The 20779-nt window shown below is 68.1% G+C and carries 18 protein-coding genes and 1 tRNA gene; 7 read left to right on the forward strand and 12 right to left on the reverse strand.

Annotated features, from left to right (window positions below; all coding sequences use genetic code 11):
• Window positions 1-111 precede the first annotated feature (111 nt).
• From WJ12_RS10910 to cysC, 3 genes are all read left to right on the forward strand, one after another.
• The gene (locus WJ12_RS10910; RefSeq protein WP_059562060.1) at window positions 112-1014 is read left to right on the forward strand and encodes a LysR family transcriptional regulator; all 903 of its coding nucleotides are present in this window, start codon (window positions 112-114) and stop codon (window positions 1012-1014) included.
• Window positions 1015-1110: 96 nt separating this feature from the next.
• Window positions 1111-1185: transfer RNA gene (locus tag WJ12_RS10915), tRNA-Val, on the forward strand.
• A 621-nt stretch (window positions 1186-1806) separates the two neighbouring features.
• Window positions 1807-2349, forward strand: a complete 543-nt coding sequence (gene cysC, locus WJ12_RS10920; RefSeq protein ID WP_034188971.1) for an adenylyl-sulfate kinase — start codon at window positions 1807-1809, stop codon at window positions 2347-2349.
• A 226-nt stretch (window positions 2350-2575) separates the two neighbouring features.
• Here cysC and WJ12_RS10925 read toward each other — a convergent pair whose 3' ends face one another.
• From WJ12_RS10925 to hutH, 10 genes are all read right to left on the reverse strand, one after another.
• The gene (locus tag WJ12_RS10925; protein ID WP_069245674.1) at window positions 2576-3961 is read right to left on the reverse strand and encodes an aspartate aminotransferase family protein; all 1386 of its coding nucleotides are present in this window, start codon (window positions 3959-3961) and stop codon (window positions 2576-2578) included.
• 28 nt (window positions 3962-3989) lie between these two features.
• The gene (locus WJ12_RS10930; protein WP_034190391.1) at window positions 3990-5327 is read right to left on the reverse strand and encodes a glutamine synthetase family protein; all 1338 of its coding nucleotides are present in this window, start codon (window positions 5325-5327) and stop codon (window positions 3990-3992) included.
• Window positions 5328-5339: 12 nt separating this feature from the next.
• Window positions 5340-6146 carry a gamma-glutamyl-gamma-aminobutyrate hydrolase family protein gene (locus tag WJ12_RS10935; protein WP_034190390.1) on the reverse strand — a complete coding sequence of 269 codons (807 nt, stop codon included), beginning with the start codon at window positions 6144-6146 and terminating at the stop codon, window positions 5340-5342.
• A gap of 750 nt (window positions 6147-6896) precedes the next feature.
• Entirely contained in the window at window positions 6897-7694 is a 798-nt protein-coding gene (gene hutG, locus WJ12_RS10940; RefSeq protein WP_059560186.1) for an N-formylglutamate deformylase, read from the reverse strand.
• Window positions 7695-7748: 54 nt separating this feature from the next.
• On the reverse strand, window positions 7749-9125 hold the full coding sequence (locus tag WJ12_RS10945) for a formimidoylglutamate deiminase (RefSeq protein ID WP_034190388.1): 1377 nt from the start codon (window positions 9123-9125) through the stop codon (window positions 7749-7751).
• 63 nt (window positions 9126-9188) lie between these two features.
• Window positions 9189-10412: an imidazolonepropionase gene (gene hutI, locus WJ12_RS10950; protein WP_069245675.1), complete on the reverse strand. Its 1224-nt coding sequence runs from the start codon at window positions 10410-10412 to the stop codon at window positions 9189-9191.
• 4 nt (window positions 10413-10416) lie between these two features.
• Entirely contained in the window at window positions 10417-11028 is a 612-nt protein-coding gene (locus WJ12_RS10955) for a HutD/Ves family protein (protein WP_059560180.1), read from the reverse strand.
• Window positions 11029-11030: 2 nt separating this feature from the next.
• The gene (gene hutU / locus WJ12_RS10960; RefSeq protein WP_034190385.1) at window positions 11031-12719 is read right to left on the reverse strand and encodes a urocanate hydratase; all 1689 of its coding nucleotides are present in this window, start codon (window positions 12717-12719) and stop codon (window positions 11031-11033) included.
• A gap of 39 nt (window positions 12720-12758) precedes the next feature.
• The gene (gene hutC, locus WJ12_RS10965) at window positions 12759-13454 is read right to left on the reverse strand and encodes a histidine utilization repressor (protein ID WP_059560177.1); all 696 of its coding nucleotides are present in this window, start codon (window positions 13452-13454) and stop codon (window positions 12759-12761) included.
• A gap of 4 nt (window positions 13455-13458) precedes the next feature.
• Window positions 13459-14982: a histidine ammonia-lyase gene (gene hutH, locus WJ12_RS10970; RefSeq protein WP_034190383.1), complete on the reverse strand. Its 1524-nt coding sequence runs from the start codon at window positions 14980-14982 to the stop codon at window positions 13459-13461.
• 214 nt (window positions 14983-15196) lie between these two features.
• Here hutH and WJ12_RS10975 point away from each other — a divergent pair, with 214 nt between their 5' ends.
• Entirely contained in the window at window positions 15197-16117 is a 921-nt protein-coding gene (locus WJ12_RS10975; protein WP_059560174.1) for a glutamate/aspartate ABC transporter substrate-binding protein, read from the forward strand.
• A gap of 21 nt (window positions 16118-16138) precedes the next feature.
• Here WJ12_RS10975 and WJ12_RS10980 read toward each other — a convergent pair whose 3' ends face one another.
• Window positions 16139-16894, reverse strand: coding sequence for a 4'-phosphopantetheinyl transferase family protein (locus tag WJ12_RS10980; RefSeq protein WP_059560171.1), 756 nt, complete (start codon window positions 16892-16894; stop codon window positions 16139-16141).
• Window positions 16895-17016: 122 nt separating this feature from the next.
• Window positions 17017-18057: an alpha/beta hydrolase family protein gene (locus tag WJ12_RS10985; RefSeq protein ID WP_059560169.1), complete on the reverse strand. Its 1041-nt coding sequence runs from the start codon at window positions 18055-18057 to the stop codon at window positions 17017-17019.
• A gap of 249 nt (window positions 18058-18306) precedes the next feature.
• Between WJ12_RS10985 and WJ12_RS10990 the strand changes: the two genes are divergently transcribed.
• The 3 genes from WJ12_RS10990 (at window position 18307) to WJ12_RS37030 (ending at window position 20753) form a co-directional block, all read left to right on the forward strand.
• Window positions 18307-19251, forward strand: a complete 945-nt coding sequence (locus tag WJ12_RS10990) for a LysR substrate-binding domain-containing protein (protein WP_059560166.1) — start codon at window positions 18307-18309, stop codon at window positions 19249-19251.
• A gap of 156 nt (window positions 19252-19407) precedes the next feature.
• Window positions 19408-20640 (forward strand): MFS transporter, encoded by a 1233-nt coding sequence (locus WJ12_RS10995; RefSeq protein WP_034190378.1) that lies wholly within the window; start codon window positions 19408-19410, stop codon window positions 20638-20640.
• Window positions 20631-20753: a hypothetical protein gene (locus tag WJ12_RS37030; RefSeq protein ID WP_034190377.1), complete on the forward strand. Its 123-nt coding sequence runs from the start codon at window positions 20631-20633 to the stop codon at window positions 20751-20753. Before WJ12_RS10995 ends, WJ12_RS37030 begins: the two co-directional genes overlap by 10 nt.
• Window positions 20754-20779: the final 26 nt, after the last annotated feature.

A 20779-nucleotide genomic window follows, 5' to 3' on the forward strand; every position in this document is an offset into this window, starting at 1 on the left:
CCGCGCGAAACCTTCCGCAGAGCGTAGGCGCGCGATCGATAAGCGTCCAATACAGGATTCATCCGGTACGATAGATGTCGCTTATCGATGCCGACGCCAGGAGGAGACACCGTGGAACTGAGGCAATTGCGCTATTTCGTGGCGGTCGCGGAGGAGCTGCATTTCGGGCGCGCGGCGAAGCGCCTGTTCATCTCGCAGCCGGCGCTGAGTTTCGACATCCGCAAGTTCGAGGACACGCTCGGCGTGCAGCTCTTCTCGCGCACCAACAAGACCGTCGCGCTGACCAACGCGGGCGAGGTGCTGCTCGGCGAGGCACGCCGGCTGCTGCTGCAGGCGGCCGAGGCCGAGCGCCTGACGGTGCGCTCCGCGTCGGGCCTCGCGGGCCGGCTGCGGATCGGCTTCGTCCATTCGATGCTGTATCGCGGGCTGCCCGACGCGGTACGGCGCTTCGAAACCGACTACCCGGGCGTCGAGGTCGTGCTGAGCGAGATGAACACGCATGCGCAGGTACAGGCGATCCAGCGTGGCCAGATCGATCTCGGCTATGCGCACTGGGGCCACTTCCCGCCCGAAGTCGAATCGGTGCCCGTCTATGCGGAGCCGTTCGTGTGCTGCCTGCCGGCCGCGCATCCGCTCACGCGGCGCAGACAAGTCGCGCTCGCCGCGCTTGCGACGGAACCGTTCATCCTGTTTCCGCGCGAAGCGGCGCCGCACTATCACGACCTGATCATCGCGCAGTGCGTGAACGCGGGATTCAGTCCGTTGATCCGCCACGAAGCGCGGCTGTGGCAGACGATCCTGTCGATGATCGAGTTCGGGATGGGGGTCGCGCTGGTGCCGCGCGTGCTGCAGCAGGCGAAGAGCGACCGGCTCGCGTTCCGGCCGCTGAAGGATGCGTCGCTCGAATCGCGCACGCTTGCGCTCAAGCGCAGCGGCACCGCCGAGCCGGTCGCGCTACGCTTCGCCGACTATGTACGTGCGTCGATCGACAGGCTGCCCGCGCTCGCGGGCTGAACGGGCGGTCGGCGGCGGGTGCCGGCGGACATTCGAAAAAATTTGCAGAAAGGGCTTTACAGACCCTCAAAGCCCTGACATAATTTCAGCTTCTTTGGGCGGTTAGCTCAGCGGTAGAGCACTGCCTTCACACGGCAGGGGTCACTGGTTCGATCCCAGTACCGCCCACCAAAGAATTCAAGGCCCTGCGTCTCACGACGCAGGGCCTTTTCGTTTTGCCGCGCCGGATTCACGACGCAGCCGTTGTCACCTCCTCCACGTATCCGCGGCCTCGATCAACACGCCCCTGCGTGCGCGCGCGCGGATTTTCACCTGCGGAAAATCAATGTCCTCGCGGTCAACGCGCTGGAGTTCCGTGCGCTTTTCCAACAATATCGCCGCATTGCCAATCGGAATCCCGCGCAGGAACGCTGTCTCTCAAACTTTTATGGCCATCGATGCGCGTCAATTTGCCAAGCATCGATTGCTTGTATCGGCTGATGCAAATCAGGGAAATGCGCGATCAACGGCAAAATCGTTCATTTCTTCGCGGATCAACGTCCGCTGGTACCACACCGTCTTCCGACCCGGCGGACGAACAAAGATCAGACATTTCATTCAGGTCATTAGCAAGCTTTCAACACGAAAGAAAGAAAATTGCCAGTGTAATTTTTGGTAATTCTTCTGTAACATTTGTAGAAATCCGGATGCATAGAATCCTTACACCAAATAACAACCAGCCGAATCGGCATCGCATTTAGGCACGAAATCTTGACTTGCGATGGTCAGAGCTGGTGATAGAGATTGACACCCATGGCACAAGAGAAGAACGACTACACCCTGTGGCTTACCGGTCTGAGCGGCGCCGGCAAGTCAACCCTCTCGCGCGAGATCGCCAGGCAGTTGCGCGCGCGCGATATTCCGACATGCATACTCGACGGCGACGAATTGCGGGCGGGCGTGTCTCCCGATCTCGGTTTCTCGCGGGAAGATCGTACCGAGAACTGCCGTCGCACCGCCGAAATGGCGAAATTGCTCAATGCGCAGGGTTTTACCGTCATCGTCGCGCTGATCTCGCCTTATGAAGCCGACCGGCAACGGGCACGACATATCGTGGGCGCAGATCGGTTCGTCGAGGTTTATCTGAAAACCGATATTGCAACCTGTTCCGCACGCGATCCGAAGCAGCTTTACGCAAAAGCGTTCACCGGCCAGACGACGCAATTCACCGGCATCTCGGATCCCTACGAAGTTCCGGCCGCGCCCGATGTCGTCGTCGAAACCGGAGCGATGGATATCGCGTCTTCGGTTGCGCACATCATGGCCTTCGAGCGGCAGCGGTTCACGCACGTTTGATACCGCGTGGTTTTATTCCCCTTCAGGCAACGCGCGGTTCACGTTGCACCGACTGGACCGGCCGTCATGGCCGGTCCGGCGCAGGAAACACCACACGGCGGAGTCGCCGTCACCGCCAAACCGGTCCGGTCCACCGGCATTCACCGAATGTCCGCCGGTAAAGCCGCAACGCGCTGCGACATGATCGAGTCGCGGCCACGCGAGCACGGCCGAATCGTTGCACGACTTACCCCACCCGCTCCGCCGTCGCATCGAACGCATGCTTCGCCTTGTCGACGATCTCGTCGACTTCCGCCTCGCGAATCACGAGCGGCGGCGACAGCAGCATCCGGTCGCCGGTCGCGCGCATGATCAGGTGGCCGTTGAAGCAGAAGTCGCGGCAGATCGTGCCGATATCGACGTCCGCACCGAACCGCTCGCGCCGGCCGCGATCGCGCGCAAGCTGAACGCCTGCGACGAGCCCCGCGCCCGCGATCTCCCCGACGATCGGATGGTCACCCAGCGCATCGCGCAGCCGACGCTGGAAATACGGCCCGATATCGGTCTTCACGCGCTCGACGATGCCTTCGTCGCGCAGCAGCTTCAGGTTCGCGACCGCGACGGCCGCCGCCACCGGGTGGCCCGAGTACGTGAGGCCGTGATTGAATTCGCCGTTGTCGATGATCGGCCGCGCCACGCGCTCGTGAATGCCGACCGCCCCCATCGGCACATAACCCGACGTGAGGCCCTTGGCCATCGTGATCAGGTCCGGCTCGAAACCGAAGTGCTGATGCGCGAACCATTCGCCGGTGCGCCCGAAGCCGCCGATCACCTCGTCGGCGACAAGCAGGATGTCGTACTTGCGACAGATCCGCTGGATTTCCGGCCAGTACGTCGACGGCGGGAAGATCACGCCGCCCGCACCCTGGAACGGCTCGCCGATGAACGCGGCGACGTTCTCCGCGCCGAGCTCGAGGATCTTCGCCTCGAGCTGCTGCGCGCGCGCGAGGCCGAACGCTTCCGGCGTCTCGCCCGGCTGCGCTTCGCCGAAGAAATACGGCTGGTCGATGTGCACGATGTGCTCGACCTTCGACGGCATCTGCTCGTGCATGTAGCCCATCCCGCCGAGCGTGCCGCCCGCGATGGTCGAGCCGTGGTAGCCGTTCTTGCGCGAGATCACGAACTTCTTCTGCGGCTTGCCTTGCACGCGCCAGTACTGGTGCACGAGGCGCAGCACCGTGTCGTTGCCTTCCGAGCCGCTGTTGCAGTAGAAGAAGTGGTTGAAGCCGGCCGGCGTCAGTTCCGCGAGCAGCGCGGACAGCTCGATCACCGGCGGGTGCGTGGTCTTGAAGAAGGTGTTGTAGAACGGCAGTTCCTGCAACTGGCGATACGCGGCGTCGGCGAGTTCCTTGCGGCCGTAGCCGACGTTCACGCACCACAGGCCGGCCATCCCGTCGATCACCTTGTTGCCGTCCGAATCCCACAGGTAGACGCCGTCGGCCTTCACGATCACGCGGCTGCCGGCGCGGTTCAGCGCGCCCATGTCCGAGAACGGGTGGATATGGTGCGCGGCGTCGAGCGCGCGGTATTCGGCGGTCGAGTGCGGCGAGCGGGCTTCGTGTCGATCGGTCATGTTTCCTCCATGAAACGGCGCCGCACGTTCAGACGTGCAGCAGCAGATGCCTGCGTTCCCACGAGCTGATCACGCGGAAGAACGCTTCGTATTCGGTTTCCTTCAGCGCCAGATAGGCCTTCACGAACTTGTCGCCGAGAATGCCGGCGAGCGGCTCGCACGCGGCCATCAGCGAGATGCCCTCTTCCAGATTGCGCGGCAGCTGGTAAGGCAGGTCGTAACCGTCTGAGGCAATCGGCTCGGTCGGCGCGAGCTGCTGCGTCATGCCGAGATAGCCGGCGGCGAGCGTCGCCGCGAACGCGAGGTACGGGTTGCAGTCGACGCCCGGAATGCGGTTCTCGATGCGGCGCGCGACGGGGCTCGACTGCGGGATGCGAAAGCCGACCGTCCGGTTGTCGTAGCCCCACTGCACGTTGATCGGCGCGGCCATGAAGCGCGACAGCCGGCGGTACGAGTTGATGTACGGCGCGAAGATCGGCATCAGCGCCGGCGTGTATTTCTGCAGCCCCGCGAGATAGCTGCGGAACAGCGGCGACACGGAACCGTCCTCGTCGGCGAACAGGTTGCGCCCGGTGCGCATGTCCGCCAGGCTCTGGTGAATGTGCATCGCGGATCCCGGTTCGCCTTCCATCGGCTTGGCCATGAAGGTCGCGTACATGTTGTGGCGCAGCGCGGCCTCGCGCACCGTGCGCTTGAACAGGAATACCTGGTCGGCCAGCGGCAGCGCATCGCCGTGCACGAAGTTGATCTCCATCTGCGCGGCGCCGACTTCGTGGATCAGCGTCTCGATATCGAGGCCCTGCATTTCGCAGTACTCGTAGATGTCCTCGAACAGCGGATCGAACTCGTTGACGGCCTCGATCGAATACGACTGGCGGCCGGTTTCCGCGCGTCCCGTGCGGCCGATCGGCGGGCGCAGCGGCAGGTCGGGATCGGCATTCATGTCGACGAGATAGAACTCGAGTTCCGGCGCGACGACGGGCTTCCAGCCTTTCGCCTCGTACAGGTCGAGCACGCGGCGCAGCACGTATCGCGGCGAGATCTCGACCGGCGAACCGTCGAAATGCACGCAGTCGTGAATCACCTGCGCGGTCGGATCGACGGCCCACGGAATCAGGCAGATCGTCGACGGATCGGGCACGCACACCATGTCGGGATCGGTCACGCCGGTCAGCGTGCCGTCCTCCGGATAATCGCCGGTCACGGTCTGCACCATCACGGCCTGCGGCAGGCGCATCGATTCGCCTGATTCGAACTTGTTGCGCGGAATGATCTTGCCGCGCGCGATGCCGGCCATGTCGGGGATGATCGCCTCGACCTCGGTGATGCGGTGCTGCCGCAGGAATTCGCTCAGTTCGGGTTGCATGATCGGCCTCGTTCAGTCGACGTCGGATGCGCTCGGCGACGCGATCGCGCCGCCGGCTGCATGAATGCGGTGCGTCATGCGCACGCGGCACGCCGCGCCGAATGCCGCGAAGATGTCGCGCGACAGCGGCTGTTCCGCGTAGCGCCATTCGGGATGCCACTGCACGCCGAGCGCGAACGCGCGCGCGCCGCGCACGCTGACGGCCTCGACGAGCCCGTCGGGCGCGCTCGCTTCGACGACGAGCCCCGCGCCAAGCCGGGCGATGCCCTGGTCGTGCAGCGAATTGACGGTCGCCTCGTGCACGCCGCGCGCGACCCGCTGCAGCAGGCCGCCCGGCGCGAGTTGCACGACGTGCGCGGGACCATACTGCCGCTCGAGCGGATCGGCCGCCCGTTCGCGATGATCGTCGAAGCCGTTCGTCGCGTGCAGCCGCTGATGCAGCGTGCCGCCGTACGCGACGTTCAGCTCCTGCATGCCGCGGCAGATCGCGAGCACGGGTACGCCCGCCTCGATCGCCGCGCGGATCAGCGGCAACGCGGTCGCATCGCGCGCGGCATCGTGCAATGTGTCGGGCGCGCTCGCGGCGCCGCCGTAATGATGCGGCTCGACGTTCGAATAGCTGCCCGTAAACAGCAGCCCGTCGACCGCCGCGATGATCGCGTCGGGCGGCTGGCGCGCGCCGAGCGCGGGCAGCACCAACGCCAGCGCGCCGGCGCCGTCGACGAGCGCGGCGAGGTACTTCTCGCCGGCCGTGTGATTCGGATGCGCACCGCGCAGGATGCGGTCGGCGGTGACGGCTACGATCGGGCGCGCACGCATGAGCATCCCTCCCTCTCCGGTAATCGCGCGCCGCATGCGTGCGCACGGGACGACGAAGGCCGGCGGCTGCGCCGCACGCGCGTGCCATCGCGCAGCGCGAGCGCATGCGCGATCCGGCCGCGCGAACGATGCGGCAAGCCGCGGTGCGGCCCGCAACGGAAGCGGAACAAGACGCTAGGGCAACAACGATGCGCTGCCGTCGCACTGCACCGCGCTGAACACCTGCGCGGTCACGAGGTTGAAGCGGCGCGGGCCGCGATGGGAAATGGCGAAGAAACGAGGTTCGCGTAAAGGGGCGGCACGCGTGCCGCATTCAGCATGCCGGTTCGGCCCGGCCTGAGGCGGCGCGCCCGCCGACGGACTTCGCGTCCGGCGTATCGAAGGGCTGGCGGCTTTCACGATCGTACTCGACTGACTGAAGGAGGCAGGACACGCGTCGCGATCAAGCGCATGCGGCAAAGCCGCGCGGCGACACGTCGGCAAGGTGTCTCGCAGCGCATTCCGGCGCGGTACGGCCATCGTCGATGCCCTCGCCGCCGGTGCGCGCGTGACGACTTCCTGACATTCAGCTTATATCACCTAAAAATTGCGTCAAATTTTCAGGCACCGACGACGACATCGATCAGATGAAAAAACGGCATCGATCCCCTCGATCGATGCCGTGTTGTGCATTGCGTCGGCGCGCCTGCTGCATGCCGGCGGGCCGCGACGCCCTGCTCCGCCGCGCTGCCGCATGCGAGCGGCCCGCGCTCAGCGATGCGCGAGCGCGGTTTCGACGAGCGTCTGCAACAGCGGCGCAATCCGCGCGGCGCGCGCTTCGTCGTACGCGTACGGACGCGTCTCTTCCATGTAGGTGATCTGCGACAGCTCGAGCTGCACGGCTTCGACACCGGTGTCGGGCACGCCGTAGTGACGGGTAATGTAACCGCCCTTGAAGCGGCCGTTCGCGACGGCCGTATAACCGCCGTGTGCGAGCACGCGCGCGGCCAGCGCCTCCGCGAGACCGGGCCTGGCGCTCGCGCCGCTCGACGTGCCGAAATTGAAGTCCGGCAGGCGGCCGTCGAAGAAGCGCGGCACATGCGAGCGGATCGAATGCGCTTCCCACACGAGCACGCGGCCGTGCTCGCGCTTCAGGCGTGCAATCTCGCGCTGCAGCGCGTCGTGATACGGCAGCCAGTAGCGGTCGCGGCGACGCATGATCTCGTCGTTGCCGGGCAGCGCATTCGCCGGATAGAGCGGCGCCTTGTCGAACGTATCGACCGGCACGAGCCCCGTCGTGTCCTGCCCCGGGTACAGGTTCTCGTTGTCGGGCGGACGGTTCAGGTCGACGACGTAACGCGCGTGCGACGGCACCAGGATCGATGCGCCGAGATCGGCCGCGAAGCCGTACAGCCGCTCGAGATGCCAGTCGCAATCGTCGACGAAGCGCGCGTCGGGCGTCATCGTCGCCGCGATGTCCTCGGGGATGTGCGTGCCTGCGTGCGGAATCGAGATCAGCAGCGGCAGCGTGCCCTGCTTCAGCGTGAATACAGCCGGTTGTTCAGTCATGTCGCCTCACCGTAAGAGTCGGCCGGCGCACGCACGCGCGCCGGTTGCCGCGTGTCAGCGCAGCAGTTGCGCCAGCGCGGCGCGGTAGTCCGCGTATGCAGCGTCTTCGTCGCGATGGCGGCGGCCGCTCACGACGCGTTCGCCGCCCGTGTAGACGTCGAGCACGGGCGTCTCGCCGTGCTCGGCGAACACGATGCCCGACAGCCACGACGGGCTGCCATGTTCGGCGATCGCCGGATGATCGGGATCGAGCACCAGCCAGTCGGCGCGGCAGCCTTCGCGCAGCGCGCCGACACGCCGCCCGCTCGCCTGTGCGCCGCCCGCGAGCGATGCGTCGAACAGGCGATCGGCGACGTGTGCCTGCGACTCGCTCGCCAGCACGTTGCGCGCGCGGTGCACGAGCCGCTGCCCGTATTCGAGCAGGCGCAGCTCCGAGCGCCAATCGACCGAGGCGTGGCTGTCCGAGCCGACGCCGATCACGCCGCCCTGCGCGAGATAGTCGACAGCCGGGAACACGCCGTCGCCCAGGTTCGCTTCGGTCGTCAGGCACAGGCCGGCGACCGCGCGACGCTTCGCGAGCGCGGCCGTCTCGGTCGCATCGACGTGCGTGGCATGCACGAGGCACCAGCGCGCATCGACGTCGAAGCGATCGAGCAGCCATTGGACGGGACGCGCGCCGTACGCGCGCACGCAGTCGTCGACCTCGGCCGTCTGTTCGGCGATATGGATGTGAACGGGCGCGTCGTCGGGCAGCCCGTCGATCAGCGTGCGCAGCCCGTTCTCCGACACCGCGCGCAGCGAGTGCGGCGCGACGCCGTAGCGCAGGCCGCCGTGCTCGGGCGCCGCGCGACGCATCGCGTCGAGCAGTTCGAGCAGCCCGTCGGGCGTGTTGATGAAGCGGCGCTGGTCGTCGCGCGGCGGCTTGTTGCCGAAGCCGGCGAACTGGTACGACACGGGCAGCATCGTGATGCCGATGCCGGCGGCGCGTGCGGCATCGACGACGCGCGTGCCGAGCTCCGCGAGCTGCGGATAGCGCGAGCCGTCCTGTGCGTGATGCACGTAGTGGAATTCGCACACCGACGTGTAACCGCACTTGAGCATCTCGACGTACAGCCAGCGTGCGATCGCCGCGAGCGCGTCGGGCGTGATCTTCAGCGCGAAGCGGTACATCAGGTCGCGCCAGCTCCAGAAGCTGTCGGCGGGATTCGCGCGGTATTCGGTGAGCCCCGCCATCGCGCGCTGGAATGCGTGCGAATGCAGGTTCGGCATGCCGGGCAGCACCGGGCCGGCCGCACGCGCGACGTCTGCCGGCGCATCGGTATCGGGCGTCACGCCGGTCAGCGTGCCGGCCGCGTCCCAGCGCAGCAGCACGTTGCGGCGCCAGCCGTCGGGCAGGTAGGCGTGGTCCGCGAACAACATGGTGTCGGTCATTCTGATTCCTTGTCGAGCGGCCGGGTCGAGCGCGGTCGCACCCGGCCCGGCTCCCTGCAAAAACTATCCGTTCATCCGGCGAAACACGGTCGTACCGCCGCGCACGACCTGCTCGCACAGCGGCCGGCCGATCCAGTACGCGAGCTCCGACAGCGAACCGACCGACCACGCGGCGAAGTCGGCCTGGCGGCCGACCTCGAGCGCGCCGTGGCGATCCGCGCGGCCAAGCGCCGCGGCGGCATGGCGCGTGACGCCCTGCAGCACTTCCGGCACCGTCATGCGGAACAGCGTGCAGCCCATGTTCAGCGTCAGCAGCAGCGATTCGAGCGGCGACGTGCCGGGGTTGTGATCGGTCGCGAGCGCGATCGGCACGCCGTGCTTGCGCAGCAGCTCGATCGGCGGCAGTTGCGTTTCGCGGATGAAGTAGTACGCGCCGGGCAGCAGCACGGCGACCGTGCCGGCCGCCTTCATCGCCTCGATGCCGGCTTCGTCGAGAAACTCGAGGTGGTCGGCGGACAACGCGCGGTAGCGCGCGGCGAGCGCCGTGCCGCCGGCGTTCGACAGTTGTTCCGCATGCAGCTTCACGGGCAGGCCGCGGCGCGTCGCGGCCTCGAACACGCGCTCGGTCTGCGCGAGCGAGAAGCCGATGCGTTCGCAGAACACGTCGACCGCGTCGACGAGACCCTCGTCGGCGAGCGCCGGCAGCATGCGGTCGCACACTTCGTCGATGTACGCGTCCGCCCGGCCCGCGTATTCGGGCGGCAGCGCATGCGCGCCGAGGAAGGTCGTGTAGACCGTGACCGGAAAGCGCTCGCCGAGCTGGCGCGCGACGCGCAGCATCTTGCGCTCGCTCGCGAGGTCGAGCCCGTAGCCCGACTTGATCTCGATCGCGGTCACGCCTTCGGCGAGCAGCGGCTGCAGGCGCGCGGCGGCCTGCACGAACAGCGTCGTTTCGTCGGCCGCGCGCGTCGCGCGCACCGTCGACACGATCCCGCCGCCCTGCCGCGCGATTTCCTCGTAGCTGACGCCCGCGAGACGCTGCGCGAATTCGTCCGCACGCGTGCCGCCGTACACGAGGTGCGTATGGCAATCGACGAGGCCCGGCGTCACCCACGCGCCGTGCAGGTCTTCGCGCGGCCAGTGCGCGTAACCGTGCGGCAGCGCGGACCACGCGCCGAGCCACACGATCGTGCCGGTTTCGTCGACCGCGATCGCCGCGTCGTCGATCGTTTCGTCGGGATGGCCGTGCGGACACAGCCTCAGGTGATGCCAGACAGTCGGTTTCATGCGTTCAGTCTCGTTCGCCGACGGCGAGCGAGACGGCGAGCAACGCACCGCCCCCGCTCACGACGACGTCAAACGCACGCCGCGGCCCGTCGAGCCGCAGCGTGTCCATTTCTTCCAGTGCGTGGCGCGTGCCGTCGATTGAGACACCGACGGCGCCGGTCGCGCAGAACAGCAGCACGGTATCGGCCGGCGCGACATGGTGCGCGCCCGCGCGCCACACGTCGAGCGTGCCGCGCGCGGCCGAGCGGCGCGTCATCAGGTTGAAGTCGCGCGTCGCGCCGTCGTGCAGCGTCGCGTCGATCGCCGCTTCCCCTGCGAAATCCGCACGGGCCAGCGGCACGTCGAGCACATGGTGCGCACCGCCCGCTTCGGCGAGCGTCATGCCCGCGCCGGACAGCAGCACGAGCGTGCGGTCGATCCCGTCGAAACGCGAGAATGGGCCGGCCGTGCCGACGTCCGCGACGCTCACGCGCCACGCGAACGCGTCGAGCGCGGCGCCGGGCGGGAACGCGCCGATCTCGCGCGTCACGCCGCCGCCGTTCTTCCACGGCGACGCGACGAGATCCGCCGCGCGGATCAGCGTCGCGTTCACCGGCGCCTGGTCGAGCGCCGTCATGCTCAGCGGCCGAGCATCGGCAGCTTCAGGCCGGCTTCGCGAGCCGTCTGCTGCGCGAGTTCGTAGCCGGCATCCGCATGGCGCATCACGCCCGTCGCCGGGTCGTTCAGCAGCACGCGACCGAGACGCTCGTGCGCTTCAGCCGTGCCATCGGCGACGATCACGACGCCCGAGTGCTGCGAGAAGCCCATGCCGACGCCCCCGCCATGATGCAGCGACACCCACGATGCGCCGCCTGCCGTGTTCAGCAGTGCGTTCAGCAGCGGCCAGTCGCTGACCGCGTCCGACCCATCCTTCATCGATTCCGTCTCGCGATTCGGGCTGGCGACCGAGCCGGTGTCGAGGTGGTCGCGGCCGATCACGATCGGGGCCTTCAGTTCGCCGTTCTTGACCATCTCGTTGAATGCCTGGCCGAGACGATAGCGATCCTTCACGCCCACCCAGCAGATCCGTGCCGGCAGGCCCTGGAACGCGATGCGCTCGCGCGCCATGTCGAGCCAGTTGTGCAGGTGCGGATCGTCGGGGATCAGTTCCTTCACCTTCTGGTCGGTCTTGTAGATGTCTTCCGGATCGCCCGACAGCGCGACCCAGCGGAACGGGCCCTTGCCTTCGCAGAACAGCGGACGGATGTACGCCGGCACGAAGCCCGGGAAGTCGAACGCGTTCTCGACGCCCATTTCCAGCGCCATCTGGCGGATGTTGTTGCCGTAGTCGAGCGTCGCCGCGCCGCGTTCCTGCAGCGCCAGCATCGCGCGCACCTGGACGGCCATCGACTGCTTCGCGACCTTCACGATGCTCTGCGGATCGACCTTCTGCGCTTCGCGCCATTGCGCGACGGTCCAGCCTTGCGGCAGGTAGCCGTTGATCGGATCGTGCGCGCTCGTCTGGTCGGTCACGCAGTCCGGCGTGATGCCGCGCGTGACGAGTTCCGCGAACACGTCGGCGGCGTTGCCGAGCAGGCCGACCGACACGGGCTTGCCCGTGCGCTTCGCTTCCTCGATCATGCCGAGCGCTTCGTCGAGCGTCGTTGCCTTCTTGTCGACGTAGCGCGTCTTCAGGCGGAAGTCGATGCGCGTCTCGTCGCATTCGACCGCGATCATCGAGAAGCCGGCCATCGTCGCGGCCAGCGGCTGCGCGCCGCCCATGCCGCCGAGGCCGCCCGTCAGGATCCAGCGGCCCGACGGATCGCCGTTGAAGTGCTGGTTCGCGACCGAGAAGAACGTTTCGTACGTGCCCTGAACGATGCCCTGGCTGCCGATGTAGATCCAGCTGCCGGCCGTCATCTGGCCGTACATCATCAGGCCCTTGCGGTCGAGCTCGTGGAAGTGATCCCAGTTCGCCCAGTGCGGCACGAGGTTCGAGTTCGCGAGCAGCACGCGCGGCGCATCCTTGTGCGTGCGGAACACGCCGACCGGCTTGCCCGACTGGATCAGCAGCGTTTCGTTTTCCTCGAGATCCTTCAGCGACGCGAGGATCTGGTCGTAGCATTCCCAGTTGCGCGCCGCGCGGCCGATGCCGCCGTACACGACGAGCGCATGCGGATGCTCGGCGACTTCCGGGTCCAGGTTGTTCTGGATCATCCGGTAGGCCGCCTCGGCCAGCCAGGTCTTGCAGGTCTTCTCGCTGCCGCGCGGCGCGCGGATCGTGCGCGTCGGATCGAGACGGGGATCGATGTGTTTCGGATGGTTCATGACGACTGCTCCCGAGGGAAAATGACTATCAAATAGGAATCAGAAATGCCCGGTGAAGCGGTAACGGCTGCCGGGATGCCACAGATTCGCCACCGAGGCGACGACGCCCTGCGACCAGGTGCGCCGATGTAAAACCAGACACGGTTCGACGTCGTCCATCCGCAGCTGCTCGCGCCGCTCCGGCGCCGGGGCCGCCGCTTCGATCCGGTACTCGACGCGCTGCAGCGGGGCCGCGCGCATCAGGTACAGGTTCGGCGTCGTGTTCGTGAAATCCTGCTCGGCGTAATCCGGCGCGACCGCCGGATTCACCCACCGTTCTTCGAGCTGCACGGGCTCGTCGTTCTCGAAGTGCAGCACCTGCGAATGAAACAGCTTCGTGCGCACGGCCACCTGCATCTCGTCGGCGAGCGCGTCGTCCGCGCCGACCGTGTCGAGGCCGAGCACGCTCGCCCGATACGCATGCCCGCGCGCGCCGACCTCCTCCGAGATGCTGCGGATCGCCACCAGCGTCGACTCGTACTTCGGCCGCGCGACGTAGGTGCCCGCGCCCTTCATGCGCGTGAGCACCTGCTCGGCCGTCAACTCGCGCAGCGCGCGGTTGACGGTCATGCGCGCCACCTTGAATTCGCGCGCCAGCTCGTTCTCGGACGGCACCTGGTCGCCCTCCTCCCACTCGCCGGCGTGGATGCGGGCCAGGATGAAATCCTTGATCTCCTGGTAGACCGGCGCGCTCATCGGCTTACTGTTCCGATGCGAACGAGAACGGTGCGACCTTCGCGAACGCGCGCTCGCCGACGAGCTTCGCGACCGCCGCGATGTCCGGTGCGAAGTAGTGGTCGAGTTCGTAATGCGCGACCTTGCCGCGGATCGTCTCCATCACCGGCGCCAGCTTCGGGCTCGTGTGGTACGGCGCGCGCAGGTCGACGCCCTGGGCCGCGGCCAGCAGTTCGATCGCGAGGATGTGCTTCGTGTTGTCCGCGATGTCGGCGAGCTTGCGCGCGGCGAACGTCGCCATCGACACGTGGTCTTCCTGGTTCGCGGAAGTCGGCAGCGAGTCGACCGACGCCGGGTGGGCGAGCGTCTTGTTTTCCGATGCGAGTGCGGCCGCCGTCACGTGCGCGATCATGAAGCCCGAGTTCACGCCGCCGTCCCTCACGAGGAACGGGGGCAGGCCCGACAGCGTCGCGTCGATCAGCAGCGCGATGCGGCGTTCGGCCAGCGCGCCGATTTCCGATGCGGCCAGCGCGAGGTTGTCGGCCGCGAACGCGACCGGCTCGGCGTGGAAGTTGCCGCCCGACAGCACTTCACCGGTGTCCGGGAAGATCAGCGGGTTGTCCGACACGGCGTTCGCTTCGACCAGCAGCACGTCGGCCGCATGGCGCATCTGGTCCAGACACGCGCCCATCACCTGCGGCTGGCAGCGCAGGCTGTACGGATCCTGCACCTTGTCGCAGTCGCGGTGCGACTGGTTGATCGGCGAGCCTTCGAGCAGCTCGCGATACGACGCCGCCGCGTCGATCTGGCCCTGGTGGCCGCGCAGTTCATGGATGCGGGCGTCGAACGGTTTCACCGAACCGGCTGCCGCGTCGACCGACAACGCGCCGGCGACGAGCGCCGTGCGGTACAGGTCTTCGATCGCGAACATGTTGTCGAGCGCCAGCGCGGTCGATGCCTGCGTGCCGTTCAGCAGCGCGAGGCCCTCCTTCGCCTGCAGCGTCAGCGGCGCGAGGCCCGCGACGCGCAGCCCGTCGAGCGCGCTCGCACGCTCGCCGCGGATGAACACTTCACCGACGCCGAGCAGCACCGCCGACATGTGCGCGAGCGGCGCGAGGTCGCCCGATGCGCCGACCGAGCCCTTCACCGGGATCAGCGGCAGCACGTCGGCGTTGAACAGCGTGATCAGCGCGTCCATCACTTCGCGGCGGATGCCCGAGTGGCCGCGGCCGAGGCTCGACAGCTTCAGCGCCATCAGGAGGCGCACCGACGAACGGGCCATCGGCTCGCCGACACCGACCGCATGCGACAGCACCAGGTTCTTCTGCAGCAACTCGAGCTGGTCGTGCGGGATGTGCGTGCTGGCCAGGCGGCCGAAGCCCGTGTTGATGCCGTAGGCCGGCTCGCCCTTCGCGGCGATGTCGGCGACGGCCTTCGCGCCGGCGTCGATCTTCGCGAAGCTGGCCGGGTCGAGCGCGAGCTGCACGGATTCGCGCGCGATCTGGCGCAGTTGCGGGAGGGTCAGATGGCCGGGGGTCAACGTAATCATGTGAGCAATCCTGTCTAGACAAGTTCGGAATGGATTGAAGTGTAGCCACGACAACTTGTCTAGACAACCCGTTTTTCATCGATTTCGACTCGGGAGTTTCCCTGATGTCCGGCGCGGCCCGCCGGACCGGCCGGCGGGATCCGGTTATTAACATATGTTGCAATTATTTTGTTTTTTGCAACATACGAATCACCATTCGCCACGGAGACCCGCCATGCCCTTCCCGTCACGATTCGCCGCCCGGTTCGGCCGCCCGCTGCTCGCCGCGGCGTGCCTGCTGGCATGCGGCGCCGCGCTCGCCGCGGAACCGCTGTCCGGCACGCTCGAGAAAATCCGGCAGAACAACCTGATCTCGATCGGCCATCGCGAGACGTCGGTGCCGTTCTCCTACGTCGATACGGGCGGCAAGGTGATCGGCTTCTCGCAGGACCTGTGCGACCGCGTGATCGCGGCCGTGAAGGCGCGCACCGGCAAGCCCGACCTGCAGGTGCGCTTCATCCCCGTCACGTCGCAGAACCGCATTCCGCTCGTGCAGAACGGCACCGTCGACCTCGAATGCGGCGTGACGACCAACCTCGCCGCGCGCCATGCGCAGGTCGCGTTCTCGACCACCTTCTTCGTCGCGACGACGCGGCTGCTCACGCGCACGACGTCGGGCATCCGCGACTTCCCCGACCTCGCCGGCAAAACGGTCGTGACGAACCAGGGCACGACGTCCGAACGCCTGCTGCGCAAGATGAACGAGGACAAGAAGATGAACATGCAGATCATCAGCGCGAAGGACTACGGCGAGGGACGCCTCACGCTCGAATCGGGCCGCGCGGCCGCGTACATGATGGACGACGTGCTGCTCGCGGGCGTGCGCCAGCTCGCCGCGAAGCCGGCCGACTGGCAGATCGTCGGCACGCCGCAGTCGTCGGAAGCCTACGGGTTCATGCTGCGCAAGGACGATCCGCAGTTCAAGGCGCTCGTCGACGGCGTGCTCGCGCAGCTGATGAAAAGCGGCGAGATCAACGCGCCGTACGACAAATGGTTCATGAAGCCGGTGCCGCCGAAGGGGCTGTCGTTCGACTTCCCGATGAGCGACGTGATCAAGGCGCGCTATGCGGCGCCCAACGATGCGCCGCTCGAATGAGCACCGGGCGCCAACGCCCGCTTACACGCGCGTCCACGCGACGCACGCCGCATAGCCGGGCGCCGCGTCGAGCCACGCCGCGTCGAACGCTGCGACGCCGGCCGCAGGCGCGGCCGGCTCGACGATCGTCGTCGCGGGCGTCGCCGCGTCGCGCGGCGGCACCACGGCAAACGCGCGCAGCCCGCCGACGATGCCCGTGCCGAGCGCCTTCAGCAGCGCTTCCTTCGCGGACCACACGCGCATGAATTCGCTCGCGCGCACCGCGGGCGGCATGCTGTCGAGATGCGCGACCTCGGCGGGTGCGCAGACTTCACGCGTCAGCGCGCGCCAGTCGGCGACGCGGTCACAGCCCTCGATATCGACGCCGACGCGGCCCGCGGGCACCCATGCGATCAACGCGTGATCGCCTGCGTGCGACACGTTGAAGTCGAGCGACGCGCGATGCGCGCGATCCAGCGACGGCCGCCCCGATGCATCGACGACGATCGAGACCGCATGCGGCGCGACCTCGAGCGCCGCGCCGAGCACGTCGCGCAACGCGGCGCGCGTCGCGGCGCTGCGCACCGCATCCTCGTGGCGCATGTAGCGCGCGGCGCGCGCCCGCTCGGCGTCGCCGAGCGCCGCATACGCGGGCGACGACAGCGGCACGCGCCAGTCGAAATCGATACGCGCGACCCGCACGCCGGCACGGGATGCGGCCTCCGGCAGGTCGAGCGCGTGCACGCGCCACGCGCGGGGCGTGTCGAGCGGGGAAGCGGATTCGGACGGAGCGGACATCGGCACGCGCAGCCTGTGCTGTGAATGGAAATGTCCGATGTTAATCGATCGCGCCGGCCGGCAACCGGCGCGGCAGGACCGGGAAGCGGATCGCGACGGGGCGATGCGCGGCGGGCGCCACGTCAACCGTTCGCGGCCACACCCGGCACGCCGCCGGCCGCTATCGGCCAGCGCGACGCCGGGTGAAGCGCATGCACGGCGCCCGGCGCATCGACCGGCAGCACGCCGTGTTGCAGCCAGTACAGCGCGACGGGCCACAGCGAGTCGGTGAAGCGGCTGTGGAAAAACGCGAAATGACCGATCGCGTCGACGCCGATGTCGGCCGGCGCGATCCTCAGATGCGTGACGTTGCTGCCCGTGTAGTAGCCGACCAGCCGCTCGATCGCCTCGACCGTGCCGAACGCGTCGTCGTCGATGCCGATCGCGAGCATCGGCGCCGACAGCCCCGCGAAGCGCGCGGGCACCGCGGCGCGGCCGACGGTCCCGGTATCGAGCACGCCGCCGATGTAGCCATCCTCGAAACGCGGCTGCGCGCGCGCCCACGACAGCGCGACCCCGCGCGGCGTGTCCTCCATCCAGCCGAGCCGCTTCGCGGGCACATAGCCGAACACGGCCGCGAGCGCGGGCATCGCGACATGCCACTTCCACCACATGCGGCGCCGCTCGGCCGGCAGGTAGTCGCGCCAGTACGCATACTGCGCGCCGACGGTCACCGCATGCCGCACGTGTACGTTCGATGCCGCGAGCCCGAGCAGGCAGCCGCCGATGCTGTGCGCGACGACATCGAGCGGCTGGCCGGGAAACGCGTCGCGCGCATACTGCAGCGCGGCTTCGCAATCGAGCCGCCCCCAGTCAAGCCAGGTCGCGTGCAGCTTCGCGAGCTGCGCGGGGCGTGAAGCGCCGATCCCGCGATAGTCGTAGACGAGCACGTCGCGCCCCTGCGCGAACAGCCAGGCCGCGAAACGGAAGTAGTAGTCGCAGCGTACCGAGGTCGCGCAATTGACGACCGTGACGGGCCGCACGGCGCCGCCGCCGCGATGGCGCCACACATGGCCACGCAATTCGTAACCGTCGGCCGCGCGCAGCGTCACGGGCTCCGGCGGCCATGCGCCCGCCGCGCGACTGCGCTGCGCCGCCCCGCTTCCTTCGTTCGAAATCGTCATCCTGTCTCCTGTCGGCCCAAGTTAGCGCTTTAGCGCTTACTTGGGCCCCATGCTCTGCGGTCGGCGCCAAGTTGGCGCTTTAGCGCTGACTCGAACCCCATGCCTCGCGGTCGGCCCGAGTCAGCGCTTCAGCGCCTACCCATCCCCCTGCCTCGCGGCCGCCCCGCGCCCGTCGTCAAGCCTCCATTGAACTTGACGCGTGGCGCGTTCTCAACCAATCTTGCTGCTCCGTTCGCATGAGTCACGCGCATGTCAACGCCGCTCGTCCGTCTTCCGTCGCTCGATCTCGTCCGCGGTTTCGTCGCGGTCGGCCGCCGCATGAGCATCACGCTCGCCGCGCAGGACCTGTGCGTCACGCAGTCGGCGGTCAGCCGCCAGATCCACGCGCTCGAGGCGCATCTCGGCGTCGCGTTGCTGCAGCGCGGCTACCGGAAGATCGCGTTCACGCCGGAAGGCGAGCGACTGTTCCGCGTCGCGGATGCGGCGCTGCACGGCCTGCAGGACACCGTCGCGTCGCTCGCCGCCGCGCGCGAACGCCAGCCCGTCACGATCACCGCCAGCATCGGCGTCACCGCGCTGTGGCTGTTGCCGCGGCTCGGGCGGCTGCAGGCGCGCCTGCCCGCGGTCGACCTGCGCGTCGCCGCGAACGACAAGGTACTCGATTTGCGCACCGAAGGCATCGACCTCGGCATCCGCTATTGTTCGCGCGACCGCGCGCCGGCCGGCGCGCTGCGCCTGTTCGACGAGATCGTCGTCCCGGTCGCGCATCCCGCGCTCGCCGCGCGGCCGGTCACGCGCGCGGCCGCGATCGCCGACCACGTGCTGCTCGAATTCGACGGACCGCCGCAACCGCAGCTGCAGTGGCACGCGCACCTGCATGCGGCCGGGCTGGGCGACGCGCGCCCGAAAGGCGTGCTGCGCTTCAACCAGTACGACCAGGTGATCCAGGCCGCGATCGCGGGCCAGGGCGTCGCGCTCGGCCGGCTCGCGCTCGTCGCGCCGATGCTCGCGGACGGGCGGCTCGCGGTGCTCGGCCCGCACACGCAGGCGCTGACGGATACGTACGGCTACTGGCTGTTCCAGCACGATCCGGCCCCGCGCCGCGAAGTCGTCGAGGTGCGCGACTGGATGCTCGCCGAGGCCGCCGAATGCGATGCGGCGATGCGCGCGTACGACACGACGTCACCGGCGTAAGCCGCCGCCCGCGACTGCAGGCAGCGCCGCCGCACCCTCGCATTCCCGATGCGCATGCCAACCTGACCGAATGATCGCTTGAGCGATCGCGGGCCCGATCGTCTAATCGGATCGAGCGCGGCCGTTTCGACCGCGCACCTTCATCCGGAGACACGCATGACCCCGATCGAGCAGGAAGTCCGACGCCGCTGGCTGCCCGTGCTCGCCGGCGGCCTGATCATGGGCGCCGCGCTCGGCATCCGCCACGTGCAAGGCCTGTTCCTCGCGCCCGTCTCGCTCGACCACGGCTGGTCGCGCGAAGCGTTCGGCCTCGCGCTGGCGCTGCAGAACCTGGTCTGGGGCGTCGCGCAGCCGTTCACGGGAATGATCGCCGACCGCTTCGGCTCGGTGCGCGTGATCGTCGCCGGCATGCTGCTGTACGCGGCCGGGCTCGTCACGATGGCGCATGCGGCCACGACCGGCCTATTTACGGTCGGCGCCGGGCTCGTGATCGGCATCGCGCTGTCGGGCTCGGCCTTCGCGTCGATCTACGGTGCGCTGAGCCGCCTGTTTCCGCCCGAGCGGCGCGGCTGGGCGCTCGGTGTCGCGGGCGCGATCGGCGGGCTCGGCCAGTTCTGCATGGTGCCCGTCGCGCAGGCGCTGATCGGCGGAATCGGCTGGCGGCACGCGTTCATCGCGCTGGCGCTCGTCGCGGCGCTGCTCGCGCCGCTCGCCGTGCTGCTGCGCGACCGCCCCGTGCAGACGGCCGATGCCGCCGCCGGCCCCGGCCAGTCGATCGGCGAGGCCGTGCGCGAGGCATTCGCGCATCGCGGCTTCTGGCTGCTGAACGCGGGGTTCTTCGCGTGCGGTTTCCAGCTCGCGTTCATCGCGACGCACCTGCCCGCGTACCTGCTCGACCACGGGCTGCCCGCGCGCCATGCAAGCGTCGCGCTTGCGCTGATCGCACTGACCAACGTGGCGGGCACCTACGCGTGCGGCCATCTCGGCGGGCTGCTGCGGCGCAAATACGTGCTGTCGGTGCTGTACCTCGTGCGCGCGCTCGCGATGGCGGTGTTCGTCGCCGCGCCGCTGTCGCCCGCGAGCGTCTACGTCTTCGCGGCGGTGATGGGGTTCACGTGGCTCGGCACGGTGCCGCTGACGAACGGCGTGATCTCTCAGGTGTTCGGTGTGCGCTACATCGCGACGCTGTTCGGCTTCGTGTTCTTCGGGCACCAGCTCGGCAGCTTCTTCGGCGTCTGGCTCGGGGCCGTTGTATACGACGCGACGCACTCGTACATGCCGCTGTGGATCGGCTCGATCGCGCTCGGCGTGCTCGCGGCGCTGCTGCACCTGCCGATCAACGACGCGCGCGTCGCGCGGCCCGCGTCGGGCAACGCGGCATGGGCCTGATCCGTGCGGCGCTGGCCGCCGGCACGCTCGCGTTCGTCACGTGGTGCGGCGCGGCCTACTTCGGTCCGGACGTCGCGTATGCGCTGCTCGAACACGTCGCGTTCTGCAACTGACGTGTCAAACCGCGCCGCGCGAACGC

The organism is Burkholderia seminalis (assembly GCF_001718535.1).
In the GTDB taxonomy this organism is placed as follows: domain Bacteria; phylum Pseudomonadota; class Gammaproteobacteria; order Burkholderiales; family Burkholderiaceae; genus Burkholderia; species Burkholderia seminalis.

Excerpts from the sequence above, each read along its gene's own strand:
- cysC (WP_034188971.1), top strand. The coding sequence starts at position 1,807 with ATGGCACAAGAGAAGAACGACTACACCCTGTGGCTTACCGGTCTGAGC.
- WJ12_RS10925 (WP_069245674.1), bottom strand. The coding sequence starts at position 3,961 with ATGACCGATCGACACGAAGCCCGCTCGCCGCACTCGACCGCCGAATAC.
- WJ12_RS10930 (WP_034190391.1), bottom strand. The coding sequence starts at position 5,327 with ATGCAACCCGAACTGAGCGAATTCCTGCGGCAGCACCGCATCACCGAG.
- WJ12_RS10935 (WP_034190390.1), bottom strand. The coding sequence starts at position 6,146 with ATGCGTGCGCGCCCGATCGTAGCCGTCACCGCCGACCGCATCCTGCGC.
- hutG (WP_059560186.1), bottom strand. The coding sequence starts at position 7,694 with ATGACTGAACAACCGGCTGTATTCACGCTGAAGCAGGGCACGCTGCCG.
- WJ12_RS10945 (WP_034190388.1), bottom strand. The coding sequence starts at position 9,125 with ATGACCGACACCATGTTGTTCGCGGACCACGCCTACCTGCCCGACGGC.
- hutI (WP_069245675.1), bottom strand. The coding sequence starts at position 10,412 with ATGAAACCGACTGTCTGGCATCACCTGAGGCTGTGTCCGCACGGCCAT.
- WJ12_RS10955 (WP_059560180.1), bottom strand. The coding sequence starts at position 11,028 with ATGACGGCGCTCGACCAGGCGCCGGTGAACGCGACGCTGATCCGCGCG.
- hutU (WP_034190385.1), bottom strand. The coding sequence starts at position 12,719 with ATGAACCATCCGAAACACATCGATCCCCGTCTCGATCCGACGCGCACG.
- hutC (WP_059560177.1), bottom strand. The coding sequence starts at position 13,454 with ATGAGCGCGCCGGTCTACCAGGAGATCAAGGATTTCATCCTGGCCCGC.
- hutH (WP_034190383.1), bottom strand. The coding sequence starts at position 14,982 with ATGATTACGTTGACCCCCGGCCATCTGACCCTCCCGCAACTGCGCCAG.
- WJ12_RS10975 (WP_059560174.1), top strand. The coding sequence starts at position 15,197 with ATGCCCTTCCCGTCACGATTCGCCGCCCGGTTCGGCCGCCCGCTGCTC.
- WJ12_RS10980 (WP_059560171.1), bottom strand. The coding sequence starts at position 16,894 with ATGTCCGCTCCGTCCGAATCCGCTTCCCCGCTCGACACGCCCCGCGCG.
- WJ12_RS10985 (WP_059560169.1), bottom strand. The coding sequence starts at position 18,057 with ATGACGATTTCGAACGAAGGAAGCGGGGCGGCGCAGCGCAGTCGCGCG.
- WJ12_RS10990 (WP_059560166.1), top strand. The coding sequence starts at position 18,307 with ATGTCAACGCCGCTCGTCCGTCTTCCGTCGCTCGATCTCGTCCGCGGT.
- WJ12_RS10995 (WP_034190378.1), top strand. The coding sequence starts at position 19,408 with ATGACCCCGATCGAGCAGGAAGTCCGACGCCGCTGGCTGCCCGTGCTC.
- WJ12_RS37030 (WP_034190377.1), top strand. The coding sequence starts at position 20,631 with ATGGGCCTGATCCGTGCGGCGCTGGCCGCCGGCACGCTCGCGTTCGTC.